This window comes from Mycobacterium sp. TH-M116, from assembly GCF_057473685.1.
The window spans coordinates 1-23775 of sequence record NZ_JBYCLC010000167.1 but is presented as its reverse complement, the minus strand read 5'-3'; the positions used below and the strand labels follow the sequence as shown (position 1 = coordinate 23775).

Sequence of the window (23775 nt, the reverse complement as noted above, 5' to 3'; positions counted from 1 at the left end):
ACGCCGAGCGCGACAACCCGCCGGACCTCGGCGTCCAGCACATCGCGGGGCAACCGGTAGTCGGGGATTCCGTAGCGCATCATCCCGCCAGGTTCGGCGCCGGCGTCGCGAACCTCGACCTGATGCCCCATCCGGGCCAAGTGATAAGCGGCCGAAAGTCCGCTGGGGCCCGCGCCGACCACGAGGACGCGTTTACCCGTCGGTGGTGGCGGCGGCGCGAACTGCCATCCGTGGTCACGGGCGGTGTCACCGAGAAATCTCTCGACCGCGTGAATGGACACCGCGGCATCCAGATGCGTTCGATTACAGACTGACTCGCAGGGGTGGTAGCAGACCCGGCCGTGGATCGCGGCGAACGGATTGTCGGCGACCAGCTGGCGCCACGCCTGCTCGTACTGACCGGCGCGGGCGTGGGCCAACCAGGCCTGGATGTTTTCCCCGGCGGGGCATCTGGCGTTGCACGGCGGCAGCAGGTCGACGTAGACCGGGCGTCGTCCACGGACGGGACCGGCGCGCTGCCGGTCGTGGCGCAGGTCGGGCAGGGCCGTCACGTCGCCGAAGGGCACCGCCACGGCCCCGGGACCGTCAGTGCGGGGTTGGTCGGCCGTCACTCACGTCACGCTATCGATGGTTGTGCGCCGCCGCAGCGTGCGTAAGACCCTCACGGCGAGGACTTCTGACCCTGAAGAAACCCGGCAACGACGCCCGGTCTTCAGTCAGGATCCCGGCGGCCCCCGCGTCGCGGACCCCTCGGGAGGCTGGCAGCGTTCCTTACGGGATCAGACTTATCAGCATTTCCGGGATATCGATGAGGTCCAGAGCGCTCGCGAGCCCCGCACCGAGGACCACCTGACCGGCAGCAGCGCGGCATAAGCAGTGGTGAACGCATCGGTGAGCGCGTCCAGCGGCGTCTGCACACCCGCGACAAAATCGTTGTGCTGGAGCGTTACTCACAGTGACGTGGCGGGTGCGATGATGCCCGCCTGCGCGATCTTGACGACCACCAACACGACGGCCACCACCAGGTAGGCACGCAGGGTGAACAGCCCCATCCGCCGGATCGGCGACATGGCGGGGCGAGCCAGCCCGGCCAGATCGGGTGTCTGCCAGTCTAATCGGTCCTGCAGGCGCACCGCACGGCGTTCGGCACGCGAGAGCAGCGGGGTGTCGTCGAGCCGGTCGACCTGCTCGGGGTCCAGGCAGCCGCCCAGCGCCCGCACGATGACTTCCGCCTCCTGCCGGTCGGTGTAGCGCCGGCCGGCGACGATCCCGGCGGCTCCGCCCGCGATACCGATCACCGCGCCGACGGCGAGGCCGGCCTCGATGGTGGCCGTCGACAAGCCCGGGAAGAACGTCGTCGCCGTCAGGGCCAGCGACAGCAACACCAGCGACCAGACGATGGCCCACGCGACGATGTTCTGCCGCACAGTGTTCACCCAGGGCCCCAGCACCGCGCGGTCGTTGCACAGCAGGACCAAGAACACCGTCGCCGAAGGCAGCAGCACACCGGCGAGTGCCTGAACGCCCTGGGTCACCAGGCCCAGCACGTGGTCGGGGCTGAACGCGACTGCCGCAGACACCGCGAGCAGCATCGCGTAGCCGCCGTAGAACATCCGCGCCTCACCGATCTTCCAGTGCAGGGAGTGTCGCCGTCCGATCGCGTCGCCCACGGCATAGGTGGTGGCCAGCCCGATGGCATTCGCCCCGATCAGCGACGCGTCGAGCAGGATGATCGCGAACAACGCCCCTACGGTGCCGCCGAGGTGGCGGGACAAACCCGAGGCGACCGCGCCCGCATCGGTGAAGTCGCCCACGCCGGCGCCGGCCAGCCCGAACGCGGTCACCGCCATCAGGGCGGTGGCGCCGACGACGACCACGACGATCCCGATGACCAGATCGGCCCGCGCGTAAGGAATCCAGCGCGCGGTGATGCGCTTGTCCACCACGTTGGACTGCTGGAAGAACAGTTGCCACGGCGCCACCGTGGTTCCCACGATCGCGATGATCAACAGCAGCACGGTGGAGTCCAGCCCACCCGGGAACCGCGGCACCAGGCCGTCGGCCGTCCTGGCCAGGCTGGGATGGACCAGCAGGACCAGCGGCACGACGAGCACGTTCACCGCGATCAGCAGGAACATCAGCGCTTCCCAGCGGCGAAACGAGCCGCCGGCCACCACGGCGAACAACAGCACGGCGGCGGCGGGAATCGCGACGATCTTGGGACAGCCGAGATAGCCCAGCGCCAGGGCTACCCCGATGAATTCGGTCACGATCGTGAGGGCGTTGAGGATCAACAGATCCCCGACGCTGAACGCACCCCAGAACTTGCCGAAACGCTCGAATATCAGCCGCGCGTGCCCCACCCGGGTGACCGCACCGAGGCGCAGCACCATCTCCTGGTTGACGTAGAGCACCGGGATCAGGAAGACCAGCGTCCACAGCAGGGCCATCCCGTAGTTCTGCCCGGCCTGTGCGTATGTCGCGACGCCTCCGGCGTCGTTGTCGCCCACCATGACGATCAGTCCCGGGCCGGTGATGACCATCAGGGTGCGCAGGCGGCGCAAGCGGCCGACGCGGTCGTCGGCGCCATCGTGCCGGATGCGGCCGAACGCGCCGACGATGTCGCCGATGTGCGCGGAATCCAGCACGGCCTGACCGGCCACGTCGGGCAGGCCGTGCCGGGGGGCGGAAAGTGAAGTCATCGTTTTCTCACTGTCTGTGCGAGCTGCGCGAGTGCAGTCCCGAAACGCGTTGGGCCACTGCGATCGTCGATAGGGTGGGGCGGGCGCGGACCGATCAGCGCCGCGTGTTCGCACCGTCCGGCGACTGCGCCGCGGCCAGCACGCTGATCGGCATCCGCGACACGTAGCGGTTCGCCCGCTCCTGGGCGGTCGGGCGGTGCCGTGCGCACCAATGGTTGAGCACCTCAACAAAAGCCATGATCTTCTCCTCGAGGAGGCCCGATCGGCTCACGGCGTGCAGCGCGTCAGACGCACCCGGCGATCAGCCGGCGCGCAGCGGGCCGGAAGCGGATTGGGACGAGACGGAATGCGGATATGGACTATCGCCTGGACTGGTTCTGCTCATCTCGCCCTCACCTCCTCACGGCCGGGACACACGCGGGTGTCGTGGCATCCACCTGAACGGGAGAGGCGCGAATGACGGCCGCAACCTGCCGACCGCACCCCTCTCGCCGGAGCTTCGGCACTGCACGGCGTATCCAGGACGTAGCCGATGGTCGCGACCCGCTGCGCCCGGCTTCGCCGCGCTTGGGACCGCTCCTCGTCCGGAAGCCACTTGGGCTCAACCCTTGGGTCCGGGAAGAGCTGTCCTGACCCGGGGCGTCTCTCGACGTTCGGGGTCAGTGGCCTGTATCCGTGCAGACGCCTCACCTACCGAGGTGCTTGCCGCTCCATGTTCGCACCGCCACCCGCTGCGCGTCAAACACCCGCCGCGCCGAGGAGGCATACCCTCGAGCGCACCGAGACTTGTACCTGCCGGTGCTCGAACTACTCGAACCGCGCCTGTCCACGGGTGCGCTGGTCGTCGCAGACAACACCGGCGCCGCCGACACCCAGCCCTACCTGGACCGAGTGCGCGACCCCGCCAACGGCTACGTCAGCTTCAATTTCGGTGTGCGGGAAACCGACAGCATGGAACTGAGCTGCCGCACCTGGTGATTCGTCGCTATTTCAACGACTTCTCGAGCCACGGCGTGAGCCATTGCACCCCTTCGGGGGTGAGGTGGACGCCGTCGCTGCGCACCTTGATCCCGTCGACCTTGGCGGTGTAAACCCCGTCCGGGCAGAGCTTCTCGTTCAGATCGAGGATCTGCACACCGGGGTGCCGGCTCACCGCCTTGCGCAGCATGGTGTTCCACTGGTTGACCCGGTCGGGCTGATCCTCCGGATACAGGCGACCGTCCGGCTTCTCCCCGCCCCGGCTGTAGGGCACGGTGGCAACAACCACGCGAGCGCCGGTGGAGCCGGCGATGTCCAGCGCCCGTTGCAATTCGGCGTTGAGGTAGGAGTCGAACGTCGGGTCGCCGATGTGGGTCCACTGTCCCTCGTTGACGCGGTCCACCGTCTCCCAGCGGCCGATGATCAGCAGCGCCACGTCGGGCTGGTCCTGGCTGACCTGGCGAGACCAGCGCATCGGCCAGCCGTCGCATTCGGCCCGCTGCTGCAGTGTTTCGCCGACGTAGCGGTACGGCGTGCCGCGCACGAGGCTGCAGCCGATGACGGTGTGGTCGAGGAAGGCGAATCCCGGTGTCGGGGGCAGGAAGTGCATCCAGGTCCACCCGATCGAATCGCCGAACACCGAAACGGTGAATGGGCGGTGGAGATCTCGCGGCCTGGGCGCCGGCCGACTCGCGTCGGGCGGCGACGGCGAGACAGCCGCGACCGCCGAGACGCCGGGCGGCAGACCGGCCTCGCGCAGCGCGGGTCCGGTGGCCACGGGGACGACCAGCAACGTCACGGCCGCCGCGCTGGCCACCGTCGCCGCGGCGAGCGGCAGCAGCGGCACCCGCGCCGGGCGCCACCGCCGGATCGGTTGCTCGATCAGCCACCACGACGCGGCCGCGACCACGATGGTGGCCGCGCACCGGACCGCGAACAGCCGCGGCCCGTCCCATCCGGTGCGTTCGCCGTTGAGCGCCAGAAAGATCGGCCAGTGCCACAGGTAGACGCCATAGGAGATGGTGCCCAGCCATACCAGCGGAGGCAGCGCCAGCACCCGGGCGACGGCGCCGCGCTGCTCCAGCGCCACCGGGGCGACCACCAGAACGGCCGCGAGCGCGACCCCGATCAGCAGGCCGTGGCGAAACTCCGCGGCGGCGCCGGTGGCGAAGTGGACCGCGGCCGCCAGTGCGGCCAGACCCAGCAGCGGCAACACCCGGGCGACCCGACGCCCCCAACGGCTCCGGATCAGGCACCACCCGCGGTTCAGCGACTGCCAGTCCCGCACCAGCAGCGCCGCCGCCGAGGCGCCCACGAGCAGCGCCTGCGCGCGGGTGTCGGTGCCGAAATAGATCCGGTCACGCGTGCCGTCGGAGACGAAGCCGACGGCGACCGCCGCCGAGGCGAGCGCACCGGCCGTGGCCAGCAGGAAGGCGGCGAACCGCACCCCGCCCACGGTGGCCCGGGTCGAGCGCCGTCGGGCCCGTGCCGCCAGCAGCAGCGTCACGGCGATGAGCAGCAGCGGCCAGACGAAGTAGTACTGCTCCTCCACGCCCAGGGACCAGGTGTGCTGCAGCGGCGAGGGCGGGGCGCCCTGGGTGAAGTAGTCGGTCTTCTGCGCCACGAACCGCCAGTTCGCCACCCAGCAGAACGCGGCGATCGCGTCGCTGCGCAGCCCGGTCAGCGCCTGGTACGGCAGCAGCTCGCGGGCCGCGGCCACCGTGAGCACCATCAACACCAAAGCGGGCAGCAGCCGTCGCGCACGCCGGATCCAGAAGCCGGTCAGGTCGATTCGCCCCGTGCGCCCGAGCTCGTCCAGCAACAGCGACGTGATCAGGAACCCGCTCAGGACGAAGAAGACGTCGACGCCGATGAACCCGCCGGCCACGCCGGGGACACCGCCGTGACCGACGAGCACCAGCGCGACTGCGACCGCGCGCAGACCGTCCAGGGCGGGAATCCCGCCGCGCCGCTCGGGCCGGTCCCAGACGGCGAGCCGGCCCACCCGGCGCACCGGGGCGACCCACCGGGGCCGCCCAGCGTCGCGAGCCGGCGCGGAAGTCCCGCCCGGCTCAGTACTTTCTGCTAGCGCGCCCCGACCATCCTGCTGCCCGGCGCCATGGTTGATGCCGATACGTCGCTGCCCCTCCTCGTGATCGCAGACAGCTTAGATTCGCGCCGCGATGATTCCGGAGATGACACGCGCGGAGTCGGGATGCTTTTCCGGCGCGGGCGCCCGCCGGCGCCACGCACCGCGCCGGGCGGGCGGCGGGCCTCGCGACTAGGGTCGGAACCAGGACCGAACGATCACTCGACGGGAGGCAATCGATGCGTGGTGTGGTGATGCATGGCCCGGGCGACGTGCGGGTCGAAGACCGCGACGACCCCAAGATCGTCCACCCGACGGACGCCGTCATCCGGCTGTCCGCGACGTGTATCTGCGGTTCCGACCTGTGGCCTTACCGCGGCGAGGACGAGGTTCACGACGCGCCCATGGGCCACGAGTACGTCGGTGTCGTCGAGGAAGTCGGCAGCGACGTCCGCAACGTCAAGCCGGGCCAGTTCGTGGTCGGGTCGTTCGTCTCGTCCGACAACACCTGCGAGATCTGCGCGGCCGGCTACCAGAGCCGCTGCGTGCAGGGCGAATTGATGGGGACCATCGGCACGCAGGCTCAGTACGCCCGCATCCCCCTGGCCGACGGCACCCTGGTGGCCACCCCCGGAATGCCCCCCGACGCGCTGATCCCCAGCCTGCTGGCCGCCTCCGACGTGCTCGGGACCGGCTGGTTCGCCGCCGTCGCCGCCGACGCCGGCCCCGGCAAGATCGTCACCGTCGTCGGCGACGGGGCGGTCGGACTGCTCGGGGTGATGGCCGCCCGACAGCTCGGCGCCGAGCGGATCATCGTGATGAGCCGCCACCGCGATCGCCAGGCGCTGGCCCGTGAATTCGGCGCGACCGACGTCGTGGAGGAACGCGGTGCCGAGGGCGTCGCCGCGATCAAGGACCTCACCAACGGCCTCGGCGCCCACAGCGTCATCGAGGCGGTGGGCACCCAGCAGTCGATGACGCAGGCAATTTCGTCGACCCGGCCCGGCGGCCACATCGGCTTCGTCGGGCTGTCCCACGACGTCAATCTGCCCGGCGACGAGCTGTTCTTCTCCGCCGTGCACCTGCATGGCGGGCTCGCGCCGGTGCGCCGGTTCCTGCCGGAGCTGATCAGGCTGATCTGGAACGGCCAGATCGACCCGGGCAAGGTCTTCGACCTGAGCCTGCCGCTTGCCGACGCCGCCGCCGGGTACCGGGCCATGGACACGCGGCGCGCGGTCAAAGTCCTGCTCACCGTGTGAGAACTCGGTCCTTCACCGCCCGATCCACCGGGATGTCAGCGCGAACTCCGACAGGTACTTGGTGGAACTCCAGCCGCCGTCGACGACGATCGTCTGCCCGTTGATGAAGCTGCCCGCCGGCGAGCACAGGAACGCGACGGTGCCGGCGACGTCGTCGACGCTGCCCAGGCGTTGGTGCGGCGTCATCTCCACGTTGATCTTGCGAAAACGCTCGTCCTGCAGGCGTTTCTCGACCATCGGCGTCTGCGTCACGCCGGGCGCGACGGCGTTGCAGCGGATGCCGGAGGCCCCGTACTGGCAGGCGATGTGGGTGGTCAGCGCGGTCAGCCCGCCCTTGGCCGCCGAGTAGGCGCCGCCGCGCAGCCCGCCGATCACCGCGAAGGTCGACGTCACGTTGATGATCGCCGACCCGGGGGCCATGTGGGGCAGCACGTCGCGCGCGAGCCGGAACGGGGCGCGCAGCATCAGACCCAGGAAGTGGTCCAAGGTTTCGTCGTCGGTCTCGTGCAGCGGCTTCGGGCTGCCGACGCCGGCGTTGTTGATCAGGAAGTCGACGCGGCCCCAGCGGGACACGGCGAGGTCGACGATGCGCCGCGGCGCGTCGTCGCGGGTCAGGTCGACGGCGAACGTCGCGACCCGGTCGGGGTCGCCGACGGCCTGCGCCAGCGCGGCCAGCCGGGTCTCGTCGCGGCCGGTGCCGACGACCGCCATCCCCATGTCGGCGAGTTTGGTGGCGCAGCCCCAGCCGATGCCGCTGCTGGCGCCCGTGACGATCGCGACCTGCATCTCACCCATCCTGTGTGACCTCCGTCAAAGCGGCCCGAATCCGGTGCTTGAGGATCTTTCCGGCGTCGTTCTTCGGCAGGGCGTCCCAGACGACGACCTGTTCGGGCGCCTTGAATTGCGCCACGCCCTTGCTCTGCAGCAGCGCCAGCAGGCTCGCGACGTCGGGGCGCCGGGCGCCCGCCGCCACGATCACCGCGCACGCCCGCTCGCCGGTGCGCTCGTCGGGCAGCCCGACGACCGCGATCTCGGCGATCCCGGGGTGGTCGGCGAGCAGGTCCTCGACCTCCTTGGCCGAGATGTTCTCGCCGTTGCGGATGATGACGTCCTTGGCGCGCCCGGTCACGACGAGGTACCGGTCGTCGACCCAGCGCCCGAGGTCACCGGTGCGGAAGAACCCGGCGTCGTCGAAACAGCCGACCTCGTCCTCGGCGCAGCGGTACCCGAGCAGCATCTGCGGGCCGCGTACGCAGATCTCCCCCTCCCCGGCCGGGGCGGCCGGGTGGGCGGCGAGCTCGACCTCGGCGATGCCGGGCCTGCCGTCGGTGGCCGCGGCGCGGTCGGCGTCGTCGCGCCGGGGCGCGCCCACGGTCGCGACGGGCACTTCCGTGCACCCGTACACCCGGGTGACCACCGCCCGATCGAAATAGCCTGCGGCGCGCCGGATCAGCGACGGTGCCACGGAGGCGCCGCCGCACACGAACACCTTCAGGTCGGGCAGCCGCGTGCCGGCGCGCTCGGCGGCCGACAACAGCTGCTGCAGAAACGGCGTGGCCCCGGCCATGTGGGTGCACCGCTCGGCGTCCATCAGCGCCACCGCCGCCGCGGGATCCCAGCGGTCCATCAACACCGCCGTCGTGCCCAGCAGCAGCGGGCATTCGAACGCGTAGATCGAGCCGCCGATGTGGGCGATCGGCGACGGCACCAGGAACGAGTCGCCCGGGTCGATGCTCCAGTGGTCGCGGAGCTGGCAGATCAGCGCGTGGATCGAATTATGGCTGTGCAGGACGCCTTTGGGACGGCCGGTGGTGCCCGAGGTGTAGAGCACCAGGTGCGCGGCGTCTGGATCCAGGGCGGGCAGCCGCGCCTGCCCCGGCCCGGACAGCGCCGCGAAGGGCGTGTGCGCACCGGCCTCGCCGCGCAGCACCACCACCTCGGGCGGTGCGCTCATCGCCGCGGTCACGCGGTCGAGCATCTCCGCGTAGTCGTGGCCGCCGAACCGGTGCGGCACGAAGATCAGCGCGGCGCCCGCGTCTTCGATGATGAAGCGCAGCTCGTGGTCGCGCAGCGACGGCAGGATCGGGTTCACCACCATCCCGGCCAGCGTCGCGCCCAGGTAGACGACGGCGGCTTCGTACCAGTTCGGCAGCATGAACGACACCACACTGCCCACCGGCGCGCGCTCCAGCAGAGCGGCCGCCAGCCCGGTGGCCCGTGCCTGCAGCGTGCCGCAGTCTACCCGTACACCGTTGTCCACCAGGGCAGTTCGCCCCGGGAAGGTGTGCGCGGCCACGCGCAGCGCATCGGCGAGTGTGGTGTGCACCCACAGGCCGCGCCGGTAGGCCTCGGCCGCGCGGGCCGGGTCGCGGCGGGCGGGGGTGATCACCGTCGCCGCACCTCAGCCGGCCTGGCCGGTCACCCGGCGCATGGTGATCGCGTAGCGGAACTTCGAGGACAGGTGGGTGTTGATCGTCACCTGGGCGACGTCCCCCTCGGAGGTCCGGTAGGTGCGCCGCATCTGCAACGCCGCCGTGCCCGCCTCGACCCCGGGGCCGTCGGCCTGCTCGGGCGAGAGCAGCACCGCGGCAATCTCCTGGTGCAACTCGGCGACGCTCACCCCGAACAGGTCCTCGATCAGCGGGAAGATCGGCCCGGTGTGGCGCTGCAGCAACCGGCCGACCGCGGCGAAGTCGCGGCTGATGTAGTACTCCGTGCGGCACAGGGGCACCGACGCCCCCTCGGCCCGCCGGAAGCCGCGCACCGACAGCCACTGCGTGCCGGCCGCGAGCCCGGTCCGGAAGGAGAGGTCGTCGTCGATCGTCACCATGGCGTTGGACTCGATGCTCAGCTGAGCCCCGGACGCGAACGCCAGCAGGTCGTCGATCGACATCGCGTCCTGCGCATAGGAACTCGACGCCGGCCGGGGGACGACGCGGGTGCCCGCCCGCGGCCGCGACGCCACCAGGTTGTCCTCGCGCAGCCGGCGTATCGCCTCGCGCACGGTGTAGCGGCTGACCGCGAACCGCTCACACAGCTGGTGTTCGGTCGGCAGCTGCGAGCCCACCGGGTACACGCCGTCGACGATCTCCTTGCGCAGCGTGCGCGCGATCTGCAGGTAGCGGTGGTCGTTCGGGATGGCCTGCGGCATCAGCGGCCGTCCCGCGGCCGGCGCAGCGCCAGGACGCTGCCGTCGCCGTCGGCCGAGACGAACAGCGTGCCGTCGGGTGCGGCGGCGATGCCGGCGAAGGGGCCCTGCGGTCCGGAGAACGGCGGCATCCCCCTGAGCGGTTTGGGCGCAACCCCGGCGGGCGGGCCGACCGGCAGCCCGGCGGCGATGGTGCGGCGAACCCCGGTGTCCAGGTCGAACGCGATCACCTCCCCGGCCCCCGCGTCGACGATGTAGAGCACGCCGTCGCGCACCGAAAGCCCTTGTGGGCGAAGCAGTTCGGCGACGACGGTGGCGATACCGGACCCGTCGGCCCGGACCACGCGTCCGGCGCCGGATTCGGCCACCAGGCACGCGCCGTCCGGGTCGACGGCGACGCCGACCGGGTCGTGCAGGCCGGCCGCCAGCACCTCGACGCGGCCCGAGCCCGGTGCCCATGCCAGCACCCGCCCGGTGCCCAGCTCGGCGAACACCACTGTGCCGGGCCCGAGCGCGACACCGTAGAGCTGGTCGAAACCGTCGGCCAGCACCTCGGTTTCGCTCGCGGCGGGCCGGTAGCGGCTGACCTGGCCGCCCGAGGTCGTCACCACGAACTCGCCCGGACCGCTCGCCACGACGCCGCGCACGAACCCCGGATAGCCGGGGCTGAACAGCATCCCCTCCGCCCGCAGGGACCCGTCGGGCAGCACCGCATGGAAAAAGGTGCCGTCGGCGACGTAGAGCCGCCCGTCGTGCCCCACGGTCAGGTCCAGTGGCCAGTTGAGCCCGCCGGGCAACACCGTGCGCGTCGCGCCGCTCGGCGTTATCTCGGTGATCTCGCCGGTGAAGTTGGACACCAGCACGTTCTCGCCGAGCAGCGTGCAGTTGTCCAGACCCGGCGTCAGCTGGGCCAGCACCCGCCGCTCGCCGGTGCGGGGATCGATGCGCAGCACCTGCCCGCTGGCGACCTGCGTGGAGACGATGTGGCCCCGCGGGTCGAACTTCACCGCGTCGGGAACACCGAGATCGCCGGCGACACACTGTGGTTCGCCGCCCTCGGGATCGACCCGCCAGATCGCGTTGGCGCCCATCACCGGGAAGTACAGCAGCCCGTCCGGGCCCACCTCCATCGCGTTCGGCGAGGGCACGTTCTCCAGCAGCACGCGGGGTGGGGCGCCGCCGGGGTCGAGTTCGAGCAGGCGCCCACCCTCGCGGCATTCGCCGACGAACAACCGGCCCCGATGGATGGTGATGCCATTGGCCGACGGGATGTCGTCGCGCAGCACCCGGGTGCGCCCGGCAGTGTCGAGCATGCTCACCCGGCCGTCCATGACCTCGGTGGCGTAGAGGTTGCCGCCGGCGTCGAAGGCGACATCGTCGGGCGCGACGATGTCGCCGCCCCTGGCGCTGACAGTCGACAGTTGGCCGGTGCCGGGCTCCAGCGCGCTGATCTGGCTGCCGGTCACCTGCGCGATGAAGATGCGGCCGTCCGGGCCGGTGCGCAGGCCGTTGGCGCCGAACAGGCGGCTGGGGGCGGTGACCCGCTCGAGTCGCCAGCCCGCCGCGACGTCGATGGGGTGAGGTCCGGCATCGAGGGCGGCATATCGCGATGGCTGCGCCGCGATGGTCATGGTCTGGGCGGGATCCTTCCCTTCGGCCCGCAAGTGCCTGTCCGGCTGGACGTTATCAATTCACACTGGTCCAGACAATAGCTCCCGACGGGCCGCGGCCCAGCCTTGACAGCGGTCGATCGCGATGGGAATAGTATTCTCCAAAAGGTAGAATCCACTATTTTGTCCGGACACAATGGTGGCGTACCGCGTCGCGGGCGGTAACGGCGTCCGCGGCCGGGGAAAGCGGGTCATGGCGGATCTTCTCGGGCTCGACGGTCGCGTCGTGGTGGTGTCCGGCGCCGGCGGCGGCGGCATCGGCACGACCGTCACGGAGCTCGCCGCACGCGCGGGGGCCACCGTGATCGCCGTGAGCCGCTCGCGGGACAACCTCGACGAGCACGTCGCTCCCCTGACCCGCCAGGGCCTGTCCGTCGTGCCCGTGGTGGCCGACGCGTCGACCGACGCGGGGATCGCCGCCGTGATCGAGCAGAGCCGGCGAACCGGCGGTCGGCTCTACGGGCTGGTCAACGTCGCCGGCGGCGCCGCGCCGTCGACGTGGATGCCGGCGACGCGCGTGACGCGCGCCGACTGGCGCACGATCTTCGCCGACAACCTCGAGACCGCGTTCTTCATGAGCCGCGCGGTGGCCGCCGAACTCCTCGCGCAGCAACGGCCCGGGTCGATCGTGTCGATCTCCTCGATCAGCGGCATGAACGCCGCGCCGTTCCACATCGCCTACGGGACTGCCAAAGCCGCCATCGCCGCGATGACCCGCACCATGGCGCTCGAGTTGGCGCCGGCCGGAGTCCGGGTGAACGCGGTGGCGCCGGGCGTCACCGAGACCGCGGCCTCGCTCACCTACGTCGACGAGGACCCGGAGCGGGATCGGCGGGCGATCGCGATGGGCCGGCGCGGGCGACCCGAGGAGCAGGCCCGCGCCATCCTGTTCCTGCTCTCGGAGCTGTCGAGCTACATCACCGGGCAGACGCTGCTCGTCGACGGCGGGCTCGACCTCAGATGGAGCCACCTGGGCGCCGACAACACCTCGCTGTTCCTCAAGGACGAATCCTTCCGCGCCGCCATCAGGAGGATGTGATGACCGATCTGGCCCACACTGCCGCCGCGGCCGAGGAGCTTTCGCAGCCGATGACGATCGGCGTCGAGGCGTACGTGTCCGAAGACTATGCGCGCGCCGAACGGGACAGGCTGTGGCGCAAGGTCTGGCTGCAGGCCGGCCGCGTCGAGGAGCTGCCCGAGGTGGGCAGCTACCTCACCTACGACATCCTCGACGACTCGATCATCGTGGTGCGCACCGGTCCCCACGAGTTTCTCGCGCACCACAACGTCTGCATGCACCGCGGGCGCCGGCTGATCGACACGCCCGCGGGCGCCAAGAACGCCCTCGGCCGCGCCCGCAAGTCGTTCGTCTGCGGCTTCCACGGCTGGACCTACGGCCTGGACGGCGCCTGCACGCGCATCCGCGAACAGCAGGACTGGCAGGACGCTCTCACGCCGGACAACACGCATCTGCGGCCGGTCAACGTCGACACCTGGGGCGGCTGGCTGTGGATCAACATGGACCCGGAGTGCGAGCCGCTGGCCGACTACCTGTTCCCGGCCGCGAAGATTCTCGACCCGTTCGGCCTGGAAAACATGCGCTACAAGTGGCGCAGGTGGCTGCACTTCGACTGCAACTGGAAAGTCGCGCTGGAGGCCTTCAACGAGACCTACCACGTGTTCACCACGCACCCGGAGTTCAACAGGTTCGGCGAGTTCAAGGGCTGGGCCAAGGCGCAGGGTCGCCACAGCAACATCGGCTACGACGCCCCGGACGACCTCGCGGCGACCAAGTCCAAGATCCGCCTCGGCACGGGCGCCGACCCGCGGGTCTCGACCGCCGAGATGCAGATCTACACGATGGAGGAGACCAACACCTCCACCACCGAGACGCTGGTGAACGCCGCCAAACGGTTGGTCGACGAACTGCCCGAGGGCACACCTCCCGACAAGGTCCTCGAGCACTGGCTGGCGTCCGCGCGCCGCGACGACGAGGCCCGCGGCGTGATCTGGCCGACGATCTCCTCCGACATCCTCGGGCAGGCGGGCACCGCCTGGCAGATCTTCCCGAACTTCCAGATCGGTCAGGGTGTGACGGTCGCACTGTGCTACAGCGCCCGGCCGGACCCCGGCTACGACCCGAACAAGTGCATCTTCGAGGTTTCGGTGTTCGAACTGTTTCCCCAAGGCGAAGCGCCGCAGACCGAGTGGGAACACACCCCGGTCGGTGACCCACGGTGGCGATCGGTGTTGCCGCAGGACTTCTCCAACATGGCCGCCGTGCAGCAGGGCATGAAGTCGATGGGCTTTCCCGGCACCAAGCCCAATCCGTACCGCGAACGCAGCACCGTGAACCTGCACCACCAGCTGTCCAAGTACATGGGCACCGGCGAACCCCGAGAGCTGTGAGGAGAACGCACCCCCCATGACATTGTTCGACACCTGCGGGCCCACCGACACCCCCGACGACATCGATCTCGTCGCGCTGCGGCGCAAGTACCGCGACGAGCGCGACAAGCGGCTGCGCCCGGAAGGCTCCAGACAATACCTCGAGCTCGAGGGTGAGTTCGCGGATTTTTGCGAGGTGGATCCGTACACGCCGGTGCCGACGCGGGATCCGATCGCCGAGGAGGCCGAGGTCGTGGTGCTCGGCGGCGGCATCGCGGGGCTGCTGGCCGGCGCATACCTGAAGAAGGCCGGCGTCGACGAGGTGCGCGTCATCGAGATGGGCGGAGACTTCGGGGGGGTGTGGTACTGGAACCGCTTCCCGGGTATCCAGTGCGACAACGATGCGTACTGCTATATCCCGCTCCTCGAAGAGCTCGACTACGTACCGACGAAGAAGTACGCCGACGGCGCCGAGATACGTGCGCACTGCCGCAACATCGGCAAGCACTTCGGGCTGTACGACGGGGCGATCTTCTCCACCCAGGTGTCCGAAATGCGCTGGGCCGACTCCATCAAACGCTGGCGGCTGCGCACCAACCGCGGTGACGACATCCGCGCGCGCTTCGTCGTCATGACACAGGGGTCGTTCAACCGCCCGAAACTGCCGGGCGTTCCGGGCATCGGGGACTTCGAGGGGCACCAATTCCACTCCGCGCGCTGGGACTACGAGTACACCGGCGGGGACTCGACTGGCGGCCTGCGCAAGTTGCACGACAAGCGCGTCGCCCTCGTCGGCACGGGAGCCACCGGCGTGCAACTGGTTCCGCACCTGGGCCGAGACGCCGCGCACCTCTACGTGTTCCAGCGCACGCCTTCGTCGGTGGACGTGCGCGGCAACACGCCCACGGACCCGAAGTGGGCGGCCGCACTGCGGCCGGGCTGGCAGGAGGAGCGCAAGCGCAACTTCCACCGGTGGTCACCGCTGGGCGGAGGCGTGGTGTTCGATCAGGCCGACATGGTCTGCGACTTCTGGACCGAACTCGGACGCAACCTGACCGCGCGGATCGCCGCGACAGGGGATCCCGCATCCCTGACGGTCGAACAGATCGCCGCGATGCACGAAGAAGAGGACTACAAGGTCATGGAGCGCCTGCGCCGCCACGTCGAGGCCGTCGTGGACGACCCGGCCACCGCCGAGGCTCTCAAGCCGTACTACCGGTTCATGTGCAAGCGGCCGTGCAGCAACGACGAGTACTTGACCACGTTCAACCGACCCAACGTGACGCTGGTCGACGTGTCGGAATGCAAGGGCGTCGAACAGGCAACAGCGAAGGGCCTGGTGGCCAACGGCGTTCACTACGAAGTCGACTGCGTCATCTGGGCGAGCGGTTTCGAGATCACGACCGAGATCAGCCGGCGCTATGCCATCGACGTCATCGAGGGCCGCGACGGGCTGTCGCTGTTCGACCACTGGCGGGACGGCTACAAGTCGCTGCACGGCATGACGAGTGTCGGCTTCCCGAACCAGTTCTTCACCGGCTTCATCCAGGGCGGGGCGTCGGGGAACACCACCGCGATGTTGGAACAGCAGGCCGAACACATCGCCTACATCATCGCCGAGGCGACAGCCCGCGGCGCAACGACGGTCGAGCCGAGCCGGAAAGCGCAGGACGACTGGGTTAAGACCATCCGCGACGTGTCCATCGACACCACGGATTTCGCGGTCTCGTGCACGCCCGGCTATTACAACAACGAGGGCGGCGGTGGCGGCGAGGGCATCCGTTCAGCCATCGGGGAATACTACGCGCCCGGCTTCTACGAGTTCGGCGACCTGATCAGGCAGTGGCGCGACAAGGGCGACCTGGACGGGTTGGTCCTGGACGCGTGAGCGAAACTGCCGCTCCACAGCTGAGATACGACGGCCGCGTCGCCGTCGTGACCGGCGCCGGCCGGGGGCTGGGCCGCGCCTACGCCCACCTGCTCGCCTCGCGCGGCGCCAGGGTGGTCGTCAACGACTCCGGCGGCGGCCTGGACGGAGCGGGCTCGGACGCCAGGCCGGCCGAGCAGGTGGCCGCCGAAATCCTCGCGGCTGCAGGTGAAGCCGTCGCGTGCACCGAATCGGTCGCGACGCGCGAGGGCGGTGCGGCGATCATCGCGACCGCGTTCGACCGCTACGGGCGCATCGATGTCCTGATCCACAACGCCGGCAACGTCCGCCGTGGCTCGCTGAAAGAGTTGAGCCACGAGGACTTCGACGCCGTGCTCGATGTCCACCTGCGCGGCGCGTTCAACGTGGTGCGCCCGGCGTTTCCCCTCATGTGCGACGCCGGGTATGGGCGGATCGTGCTCACCTCGTCGATCGGCGGCCTCTACGGCAACCACGCGGTGGCCGGCTACGCGGCCGCCAAGGCCGGGGTGATCGGGCTGTCCGGCGTCGCGGCGCTCGAGGGCGCCGCGCAGGGCGTCACGTCCAACGTGATCGTGCCGGCCGCGGTGACCCGGATGGCGGACGGCATCGACGTCTCAGCCTACCCCCCGATGGGCCCGGAACTCGTCGCGCCCGTCGTGGGTTGGCTTGCGCACCAGTCCTGCTCGGTCAGCGGCGAGATCTTCGTCGCGCTGGCGGGCCGGGTGGCGCGGGCGGTGGTCGCCGAGACGCCGGGTGTGTACCGGTCGTCGTGGACGGTCGAGGACGTCGGCGAGTATCTGGAGGCGATCCGGCGCGCCGACGCGCCGCTGATCTTCCCGCCGCTGCCCGACGGCCACGCCGAGCACATCCGCTACAGCTTCGACCTGGCGCACCGCTCCCGCGATCAGGGGGCGTTGCATGGCTAGCCCACCGAAGGGCCCGCTGGCCGGCGTGCGGGTGATCGACCTCACCGCCATGGTGATGGGCCCGTACTGCACGCAGATCATGGCCGACATGGGTGCCGACGTGATCAAAGTCGAACCGCCGCAGGGGGATGACACCCGCTACGTCTCGGTCGGCCCGGCGCCGGGCATGAGCGGGGTGTTCGTCAACGTCAACCGCGGCAAGCGCGGCGTCGTGCTGGACCTGCGGACCGGCGCCGGGCAGGAGGCGCTGCGCGCCCTCGTGGCGACCGCGGACGTGTTCATCCACTCCATGCGCGCCAAGGCGATCGCTCGGCTCGGCTTCGGCTACGGCGACGTGGCCGCGGTCAACCCGGCGATCGTCTACACCAACTGCTACGGGTACGGCCGCCGCGGACCCGACCGGGACCGGCCCGCCTACGACGACACCATCCAGGCCGAATGCGGCCTGCCGGCGGTGCAGCAGCAGCTGACCGGCGAGGCCGACTACGTCGGGACGATCATGGCCGACAAGGTTGCCGGCCTGACGGCGCTGTATGCCACGACGATGGCGTTGTACCACCGCGAGCGCACCGGGGAGGGGCAGGAGGTCGAGGTCGCCATGTTCGAGACCATGGCCGCGTTCATGCTCGTCGAGCACGCCAACGGCGCCCTGTTCGACCCGCCCCTGGGGCCGGCGGTGTATCCACGCACCGTGGCGCCCAACCGCCGTCCGTACCGCACCAGCGACGGCCACATCGCCGCCCTGATCTACAACGACAAGCACTGGAAGGCGTTCGTCGACGCCGTGCGGCCGCCGTGGGCCGGCGAGCCGTACGCCACGCTGCAACAGCGCGCACGCCAGATCGACACCGTCTACGGGCTGGTGGCCGAGACGATGAAAGAGCGCACGACCGGGGAGTGGCTGGCGCTGTTCCGCGAGCTCGAGATCCCCGCCGCGCCGCTGAACACTCCTGCCGCGCTGTACGACAACCCACATCTCAACGCCGTCGGCATGTTCGAGACCGTGGACACCCCGTACGGACCGGTGCGCTTCCCGGGCGTACCCACCTGGTTTTCCCGGACGCCCGGCCGGGTCGCGGGTCCGGCGCCGCAGCTCGGCGCCGACACCGAAGAAGTGCTCGCCGAAATCCGCGCGAGCAGTCGCAAAAGCCCCCGACATGCCGCGGCGAACGGTGATTGTGCGACTGCTCGCGAAGAAAAGGAATTCTGACCATGGGTGTGCCCGTCTACCGACGCATTCTGGACCTGTTCGGGGCCGAGGGCGTCAACACCTTGTTCGGCATCCCGGACCCCAACTTCGTGCACATGTTCGCCGAGGCCGACGCCCGCGGGTGGTCGGTGGTCGCACCGCACCACGAACTGAGCGCGGGCTTCATGGCCGAGGCGGCGTCGCGGATGACGGGCAAGCCCGGCCTGTGCGTCGGCACGCTCGGCCCGGGAATGGCCAACATCGCGGGAGCGATCCAGTGCGCGAAGGTGGAGAACTCCCCGGTGATCTTCCTCGGCGGTCAGCGGGCCCGCATCACCGAGCGACGGGTCCGGCGCGGTCGCATCCAGTTCGTCCGGCAGGAACCGCTCTTCGCGCCGTCTGTCAAATACAGCGCCTCCATCGAGTACGCCGACCAGACCAACGAGATCATTCACGAGGCGATCCGCCGGGCCATGTCCGGCACGCCCGGCCCGGCCTATGTCGAGTACCCGTCGCACGTGATCCTCTCCGAGCTCGACGTCGCGGATCCGCTTCCGCCGCAGCGGTACCGGCTCGTCAACCAGACCGCCGGTGAGCGCGAGGTGGCCGAAGCGGTGAGGCTGATCCGCGCCGCCGAGAGCCCGATCCTGTTGGTAGGGCACGGTGTGCACACCTCGCGCACCGGGGCGGCGGTCCGCGAGCTGGCCGAGCTGATGGCCTGCCCGGTGATCCAGACCTCCGGTGGCACGTCGTTCATCGAGGGTCTGCAGGACCGCACCTTCGCCTACGGATTCTCGCCGGCGGCCGTCGAGGCGGTGGTGACCTCCGACCTGTGCGTCGCGCTCGGCACGGAGCTCGGCGAACCGAGCCACTACGGCAGGACACGCCACTGGGCGCAGAACGACGCGAAGCGCACATGGGTACTGGTCGAACAAGACCCAGCGGCCATCGGGGTCAACCGGCCCATCGACGTTCCCCTGGTCGGCGATCTTCGCGGTGTGGTGCCCCAGCTGGTCGACGCGCTCCGGGACAGCCCGCGCACACCGTCGGCCGACCTCGACCGCTGGATCAACCAGGACGCGGCCGAGCTGGCGCTGCTCGCCGAGAGCGCGCCGGCGGGCCGGACGCCGGTGCACCCCGCGCGGTTCGTGGTCGAGGCGACCCGAGCATTCCCGCGCGACGGCATCATGGTCCGCGACGGCGGCGCGACCGTCATCTTCGGTTGGACCTACTCGCAGGCCAAACCGCGCGACGTCATCTGGAACCAGAACTTCGGCCACCTCGGCACCGGGTTGCCCTACGCGATCGGAGCGTCGGTCGCCGAGGGCGGCACACGCCCGGTGATGCTGCTGACCAGCGATTCGGCGTTCCTGTTCCACATCGCCGAACTGGAAACGGCGGCACGGCAGCATCTTCCGTTGGTGTGCGTGGTGGGTGTCGACCACCAGTGGGGCCTCGAAGTCGGCGTCTACAAGCGCACCTTCCCCCAGCCGTCTCCGCAGCCGGGTGTGCACTGGAGCAAGGACGTCCGCCTCGACAAGGTCGCCGAAGGTTTCGGCTGCCACGGCGAGTACGTCGAGAAGGAGGAGGAGATCGGCCCGGCGATCGGGCGGGCGTATGCGAGCGGCAAGGCCGCCGTCGTGCACGTCTGCATCGACCCCAAGGCCAATTCCGAGGAAATGCCCAAGTACGACGAATTCCGCACCTGGTACGCCGAAGGCACCCAGTAATAGACCCAGTAATAGGAGGATGATCCGATGCGCGAACACCTGCAGTTCTACATCGACGGGCGATGGGTCGACCCCCTGCGCCCCAACCCGTTCGACGTCGAGAACCCGGCGACCGAGCGGGTCGCCGGCAAGATCTCGCTCGGTACGGCCGCCGACGTGGACGTCGCGGTCGCCGCGGCCCGGCGCGCCTTCGCCGGCTGGTCGCAGACCAGTCGCGAGCAGCGCCTCGAGCTACTCGAGTCCATTCTCGTCGAATATCAAAGGCGCGCAGGCGATCTCGCCGACGCGGTCACCGAGGAGATGGGCGCGCCGCCTTCGCTGGCGGCGGGCCCGCAGGTCGGGCTCGGGCTCGCTCACCTGGCCACGGCGATCGACGTGCTGAAGAATTTCTCGTTCTCCGAACAACACGGGGCGACGCTGCTGGCCCGGGAACCCGTCGGCGTCTGCGGGCTGATCACGCCGTGGAACTGGCCGCTGAACCAGATCGCGGTCAAGGTGTACCCGGCGCTGGCGACGGGCTGCACGATGATCCTCAAACCGTCCGAGGTCGCGCCGTTCTCGGCCTGCGTCTTCGCTGAGGTCCTGGACGCCGCGGGCGTGCCCGCGGGGGTGTTCAACCTGGTCAACGGCGACGGCCCGGGCGTGGGCATGGCACTTGCGGGCCATCCCGACATCGACATGGTGTCCTTCACCGGGTCGACCCGCGCCGGCGTCGAGGTCGCCAAAGCCGCCGCCCCCACCGTCAAGCGGGTGACCCAGGAGCTCGGCGGCAAGAGCCCCAACATCGTGCTCGACGACGCGGGCTTCGCCGACGGCGTGCGCGCCGGCGTGGCCAACATGATGCCCAATTCCGGGCAGAGTTGTAACGCGCCGTCGCGCATGCTGGTGCCGAACTCGCGCATGGACGAGGCCGTCGCCGTCGCGCGGGAAACCGCCGGCCAGGTGCGGGTGGGACACCCCGACGACAAGACCGCGATCGGGCCGGTGGCGTCGAGGGCGCAGTTCGACAAGGTGCAGCGGCTGATCCGGACCGGCATCGACGAGGGCGCGACAGTCGTTGCCGGCGGTCCCGGCCGACCCGACGGCCTGGACACCGGCTACTACGTCAGGCCGACCGTCTTCGCCGGCGTCGCCAACGACATGACGATCGCGCGCGAGGAGATCTTCGGTCCGGTGCTGTGCATGCTCGGCTACGACGATCTCGACCACGCCGTCGCGCTGGCCAACGACACCGACTACGGCCTGGCCGGCTACGTCTCGGGGGCCGACCTCGACACGGCGCGCGCCGTGGCCCGCAGGATCCGGGCCGGCTGGGTGACGATCAACCACGCCTTCGACATCAACGCGCCGTTCGGTGGCTACAAGCGCAGCGGCAACGGCCGGGAGTGGAGCTCGTTCGGGTTCCACGAGTATCTGGAGGTCAAGAGCATCCTGGGCTACGCACCCGACAAGGCCGCGCAGTAACCGGCCCGACGAAAACGCCGTTTGATCAAGCAGTTTCGAAGTGGCGCCGGATACCGGCCAGCATCGCGGTGTGGGCCTTGACCGCTTCGCGCGTCGTCACCGGGGCCAGCGGCCGAGGCGCCGTGATGCTGATTCGCTCGGTGAGCCGGGTGCCGCCGGCGGCCGGCTCGAAGCTCACCGTGCCCCGCAGCCGCACCCCGGGGGACTGGTCGGCCTCGGTGTGCACGTCGCCGTCGGCCGGCACGTGCAGCGTCGCCCGGTAGGTGATCCGCACCGTGAACGGCCCCAGCGGGATCCGGTCGACCACGCGATAGCTCCGCCGGTAGCCGTCGGGGGTGTCGACGCGGGACTCGGCGGCCACGGACACGATCAGCGGATGCACGACCTTGATGTTGTCCAGGTCGACGTAGAAGTCGCGGACCCTGTCCGGTGCGGCGGGCACCTGTTCGGACAGCGTCCGCTCGGCCCGGGCGAACCACCAACTCATGGGGCATAACCTAGCCCCGCGCGAGGTCCCGGCGAGCGCGCGCACGCCGCGTGCGTAACGCCACGGCGATTTGCGGCCCGATTTTTCGCCGTGCGGTTACGCTCGTGATGGCCGCCCCGCGCGAGGTCCCGGCGGGCTAGCAGGTCGGACGCTCGACACCCGCTTGTTCAGAGAGTTCGGCCGTCCGCCAACCCGGTAGGCTCTTTGACAGTGCAGTCACTGGACACCCCGGCAACCGCCCCGATTCGGGTCCCCCGCAATTTTCGGCTCCATCGCTACGGCTCGTCACGGTGCGGCTGTGAACATGCTCTCGGTACGCCGAGGCCATTGGGCGCGATGGGTGTGATCGTTAGGGTGACGGAATGAGGATTCCCGGGGTATCCGGCGTCATCGCCGGCGTGACCGGTGGAGCCGCGGAGGTCGTCCGAGCCGGCGTTTCCACCGCAGCCGGCGCGGTGGGCGCGGTCCAGCTGCTGGCCAGTCCGGTCACCGAGCTGGCCGGTCCGGTGATGCAGTCCATGGCGCAGACAACGAGCCGTGCGATCGGGATCGGCAGTTCCGCCACCAACGGGTCCGCGAACCACGTCACGCCGCAGGTGCGCTGGCAGAGCGGACGGCGGGTGCACCTGGACATCGACCCGCTGCTGCCCTTCCCCAGCTGGCACGAACACGCGCCGGTCGTCGAGGAGCCGGTGCGCAGGATTCCCGGTGTGGCCACGGCCCACGTGGAGGGGGCGCTGGGCCGGCTGGTGGTCGAACTGGAAAGCGAGGCCGACTGCGACGCGGTGCTGGGCGAGGTGCGCCGGACGGTCTCACGCGTGGCCGAGGACCTGACATTGGCCGGGACGCGGCCGGCTACCCGCACCGCACCGTTCGCCGACCCGGGCAACCCGTTGGCGATCCTGGTGCCGTTGACGGCCGCGGCGATGGACGTCGGGGCGATCGGTGCCGCGGTCACCGGGTGGCTGGGCCGGCTGCCCGTCGCCCCGCGCAGCGCACGCGCCGCCTCGGCTCTGTTGAACCATCAGCCGCGAATCGTCTCCGTCCTGGAGTCGCGGCTGGGCCGCGTCGGCACCGACTTACTGCTCAGCGCTTCGGCGGCGGTATCCAACGGGCTGACCCAGGCGATCGGCACACCGATGCTGGACCTCGCGCAACGCAGCCTGCAGATCTCCGAAGCGGCGGCGCACCGGCAGCAGTGGCGCGAGCGGGAGCCGGAGCTCGCCTCGCCGCGGCGGCCGCAGGCCCCGGTGGTGCCCGTCATCTCGTCGGCCGGGCCCACATCGCAGGCGCTGCGGCACACCTCGGCGGCCGCAGCCGCCGGTGAAGCGTCCCACGTCATGGTCGGCGGGGCCGTCGACGCGGCCGTCGACACCGCGAAGGGGTCGATGGCCGGCCCCGTGGAGGAGTACGCCGACCAGGCCGCCAACGCGTCGCTGATCGCCGCGGCGACCGCGTTGCTGGCCGGCGGCGGCACCGAGGACGCCGCGGGCGCCCTACTGGCCGGGGTGCCAAGGGCCGCCCACATGGGCCGCCAGACGTTCGCCGCCGTGCTGGGCCGCGGCCTGGCCAACGCCGGGCAGCTGATCCTGGACCCCGGGGCCCTGCGCCGGCTGGACCGGGTCAAGGTGGTCGTCATCGACGGGGCGGCCCTGCGCGGCGACCACCGCGCCGTGTTGCGCGCGCACGGGGACATGCCCGGCTGGGACGACGACCGGGTCTATGAGGTCGCCGACGCGCTGCTGCACGCCGAACAACCGCCCGAGCCCGACCCCGACGAGTTACCGGCCACCGGGGCGCGGCTGCGCCGGGTGCCCACGCAGGGCCCGTCGGCGG

At 70.3% G+C, this 23775-nt stretch carries 17 protein-coding genes, 2 pseudogenes and 1 riboswitch; of the genes and pseudogenes, 10 read left to right on the top strand and 9 right to left on the bottom strand.

The window, feature by feature from the left end; all coding sequences use genetic code 11:
* From AC2VOK_RS08530 to AC2VOK_RS08520, 3 genes are all read right to left on the bottom strand, one after another.
* Positions 1-572: FAD-dependent oxidoreductase (locus AC2VOK_RS08530; protein WP_428900085.1), on the bottom strand; the 572-nt coding region annotated here is incomplete at its 3' end.
* 378 nt (positions 573-950) lie between these two features.
* Positions 951-2702, bottom strand: coding sequence for an NRAMP family divalent metal transporter (locus AC2VOK_RS08525; RefSeq protein ID WP_428900082.1), 1752 nt, complete (start codon positions 2700-2702; stop codon positions 951-953).
* Between the two features lie 94 nt (positions 2703-2796).
* Positions 2797-2940 (bottom strand): hypothetical protein, encoded by a 144-nt coding sequence (locus tag AC2VOK_RS08520; RefSeq protein WP_421531532.1) that lies wholly within the window; start codon positions 2938-2940, stop codon positions 2797-2799.
* Between the two features lie 238 nt (positions 2941-3178).
* A riboswitch (M-box (ykoK) riboswitch) is annotated at positions 3179-3407 on the bottom strand.
* A gap of 75 nt (positions 3408-3482) precedes the next feature.
* On the opposite strand from AC2VOK_RS08520, the pseudogene AC2VOK_RS08515 reads away from it, so the two are divergent.
* Positions 3483-3680, top strand: a pseudogene (locus tag AC2VOK_RS08515) (methyltransferase); the annotation flags it as partial.
* 7 nt (positions 3681-3687) lie between these two features.
* Here AC2VOK_RS08515 and AC2VOK_RS08510 read toward each other — a convergent pair.
* On the bottom strand, positions 3688-5694 hold the full coding sequence (locus AC2VOK_RS08510; protein WP_428900081.1) for an SGNH/GDSL hydrolase family protein: 2007 nt from the start codon (positions 5692-5694) through the stop codon (positions 3688-3690).
* 314 nt (positions 5695-6008) lie between these two features.
* On the opposite strand from AC2VOK_RS08510, the gene AC2VOK_RS08505 reads away from it, so the two are divergent.
* Positions 6009-7028, top strand: a complete 1020-nt coding sequence (locus tag AC2VOK_RS08505) for a zinc-dependent alcohol dehydrogenase family protein (RefSeq protein ID WP_428900080.1) — start codon at positions 6009-6011, stop codon at positions 7026-7028.
* Between the two features lie 12 nt (positions 7029-7040).
* Here AC2VOK_RS08505 and AC2VOK_RS08500 read toward each other — a convergent pair whose 3' ends face one another.
* From AC2VOK_RS08500 to AC2VOK_RS08485, 4 genes are read right to left on the bottom strand one after another with little or no spacing between them, the layout of a single operon-like run.
* On the bottom strand, positions 7041-7823 hold the full coding sequence (locus tag AC2VOK_RS08500; protein WP_428900079.1) for an SDR family NAD(P)-dependent oxidoreductase: 783 nt from the start codon (positions 7821-7823) through the stop codon (positions 7041-7043).
* Entirely contained in the window at positions 7816-9414 is a 1599-nt protein-coding gene (locus tag AC2VOK_RS08495; RefSeq protein WP_428900084.1) for an AMP-binding protein, read from the bottom strand. Before AC2VOK_RS08495 ends, AC2VOK_RS08500 begins: the two co-directional genes overlap by 8 nt.
* 15 nt (positions 9415-9429) lie before the next feature.
* On the bottom strand, positions 9430-10179 hold the full coding sequence (locus AC2VOK_RS08490; protein WP_428900078.1) for a GntR family transcriptional regulator: 750 nt from the start codon (positions 10177-10179) through the stop codon (positions 9430-9432).
* On the bottom strand, positions 10179-11807 hold the full coding sequence (locus AC2VOK_RS08485; RefSeq protein WP_428900077.1) for a Vgb family protein: 1629 nt from the start codon (positions 11805-11807) through the stop codon (positions 10179-10181). The genes AC2VOK_RS08490 and AC2VOK_RS08485 overlap by 1 nt, the downstream gene beginning before the upstream one ends.
* Positions 11808-12039: 232 nt before the next feature.
* Here AC2VOK_RS08485 and AC2VOK_RS08480 point away from each other — a divergent pair, with 232 nt between their 5' ends.
* From AC2VOK_RS08480 to AC2VOK_RS08450, 7 genes are read left to right on the top strand one after another with little or no spacing between them, the layout of a single operon-like run.
* A complete protein-coding gene (locus tag AC2VOK_RS08480; RefSeq protein ID WP_428900076.1) occupies positions 12040-12885 on the top strand; it encodes an SDR family NAD(P)-dependent oxidoreductase in 846 nt (281 codons plus the stop codon).
* The gene (locus AC2VOK_RS08475) at positions 12885-14255 is read left to right on the top strand and encodes an aromatic ring-hydroxylating oxygenase subunit alpha (protein ID WP_428900075.1); all 1371 of its coding nucleotides are present in this window, start codon (positions 12885-12887) and stop codon (positions 14253-14255) included. The genes AC2VOK_RS08480 and AC2VOK_RS08475 overlap by 1 nt, the downstream gene beginning before the upstream one ends.
* Before the next feature lie 16 nt (positions 14256-14271).
* Positions 14272-16122 carry a flavin-containing monooxygenase gene (locus AC2VOK_RS08470; protein WP_428900074.1) on the top strand — a complete coding sequence of 617 codons (1851 nt, stop codon included), beginning with the start codon at positions 14272-14274 and terminating at the stop codon, positions 16120-16122.
* Entirely contained in the window at positions 16119-17069 is a 951-nt protein-coding gene (locus AC2VOK_RS08465; RefSeq protein WP_428900073.1) for an SDR family NAD(P)-dependent oxidoreductase, read from the top strand. Before AC2VOK_RS08470 ends, AC2VOK_RS08465 begins: the two co-directional genes overlap by 4 nt.
* Positions 17070-17085: 16 nt before the next feature.
* Positions 17086-18279, top strand: a complete 1194-nt coding sequence (locus AC2VOK_RS08460) for a CaiB/BaiF CoA transferase family protein (RefSeq protein WP_428900083.1) — start codon at positions 17086-17088, stop codon at positions 18277-18279.
* Positions 18280-18281: 2 nt separating this feature from the next.
* Positions 18282-19988 carry a thiamine pyrophosphate-binding protein gene (locus AC2VOK_RS08455; protein ID WP_428900072.1) on the top strand — a complete coding sequence of 569 codons (1707 nt, stop codon included), beginning with the start codon at positions 18282-18284 and terminating at the stop codon, positions 19986-19988.
* A 27-nt stretch (positions 19989-20015) separates the two neighbouring features.
* Positions 20016-21452: an aldehyde dehydrogenase family protein gene (locus AC2VOK_RS08450; protein ID WP_428900071.1), complete on the top strand. Its 1437-nt coding sequence runs from the start codon at positions 20016-20018 to the stop codon at positions 21450-21452.
* Positions 21453-21477: 25 nt separating this feature from the next.
* On the opposite strand, the gene AC2VOK_RS08445 is transcribed toward AC2VOK_RS08450, so the two are convergent.
* Positions 21478-21939, bottom strand: a complete 462-nt coding sequence (locus AC2VOK_RS08445; RefSeq protein ID WP_428900070.1) for an SRPBCC family protein — start codon at positions 21937-21939, stop codon at positions 21478-21480.
* Between the two features lie 362 nt (positions 21940-22301).
* Here AC2VOK_RS08445 and AC2VOK_RS08440 point away from each other — a divergent pair.
* Positions 22302-23775: pseudogene (locus tag AC2VOK_RS08440) on the top strand (cation-translocating P-type ATPase); the annotation flags it as partial.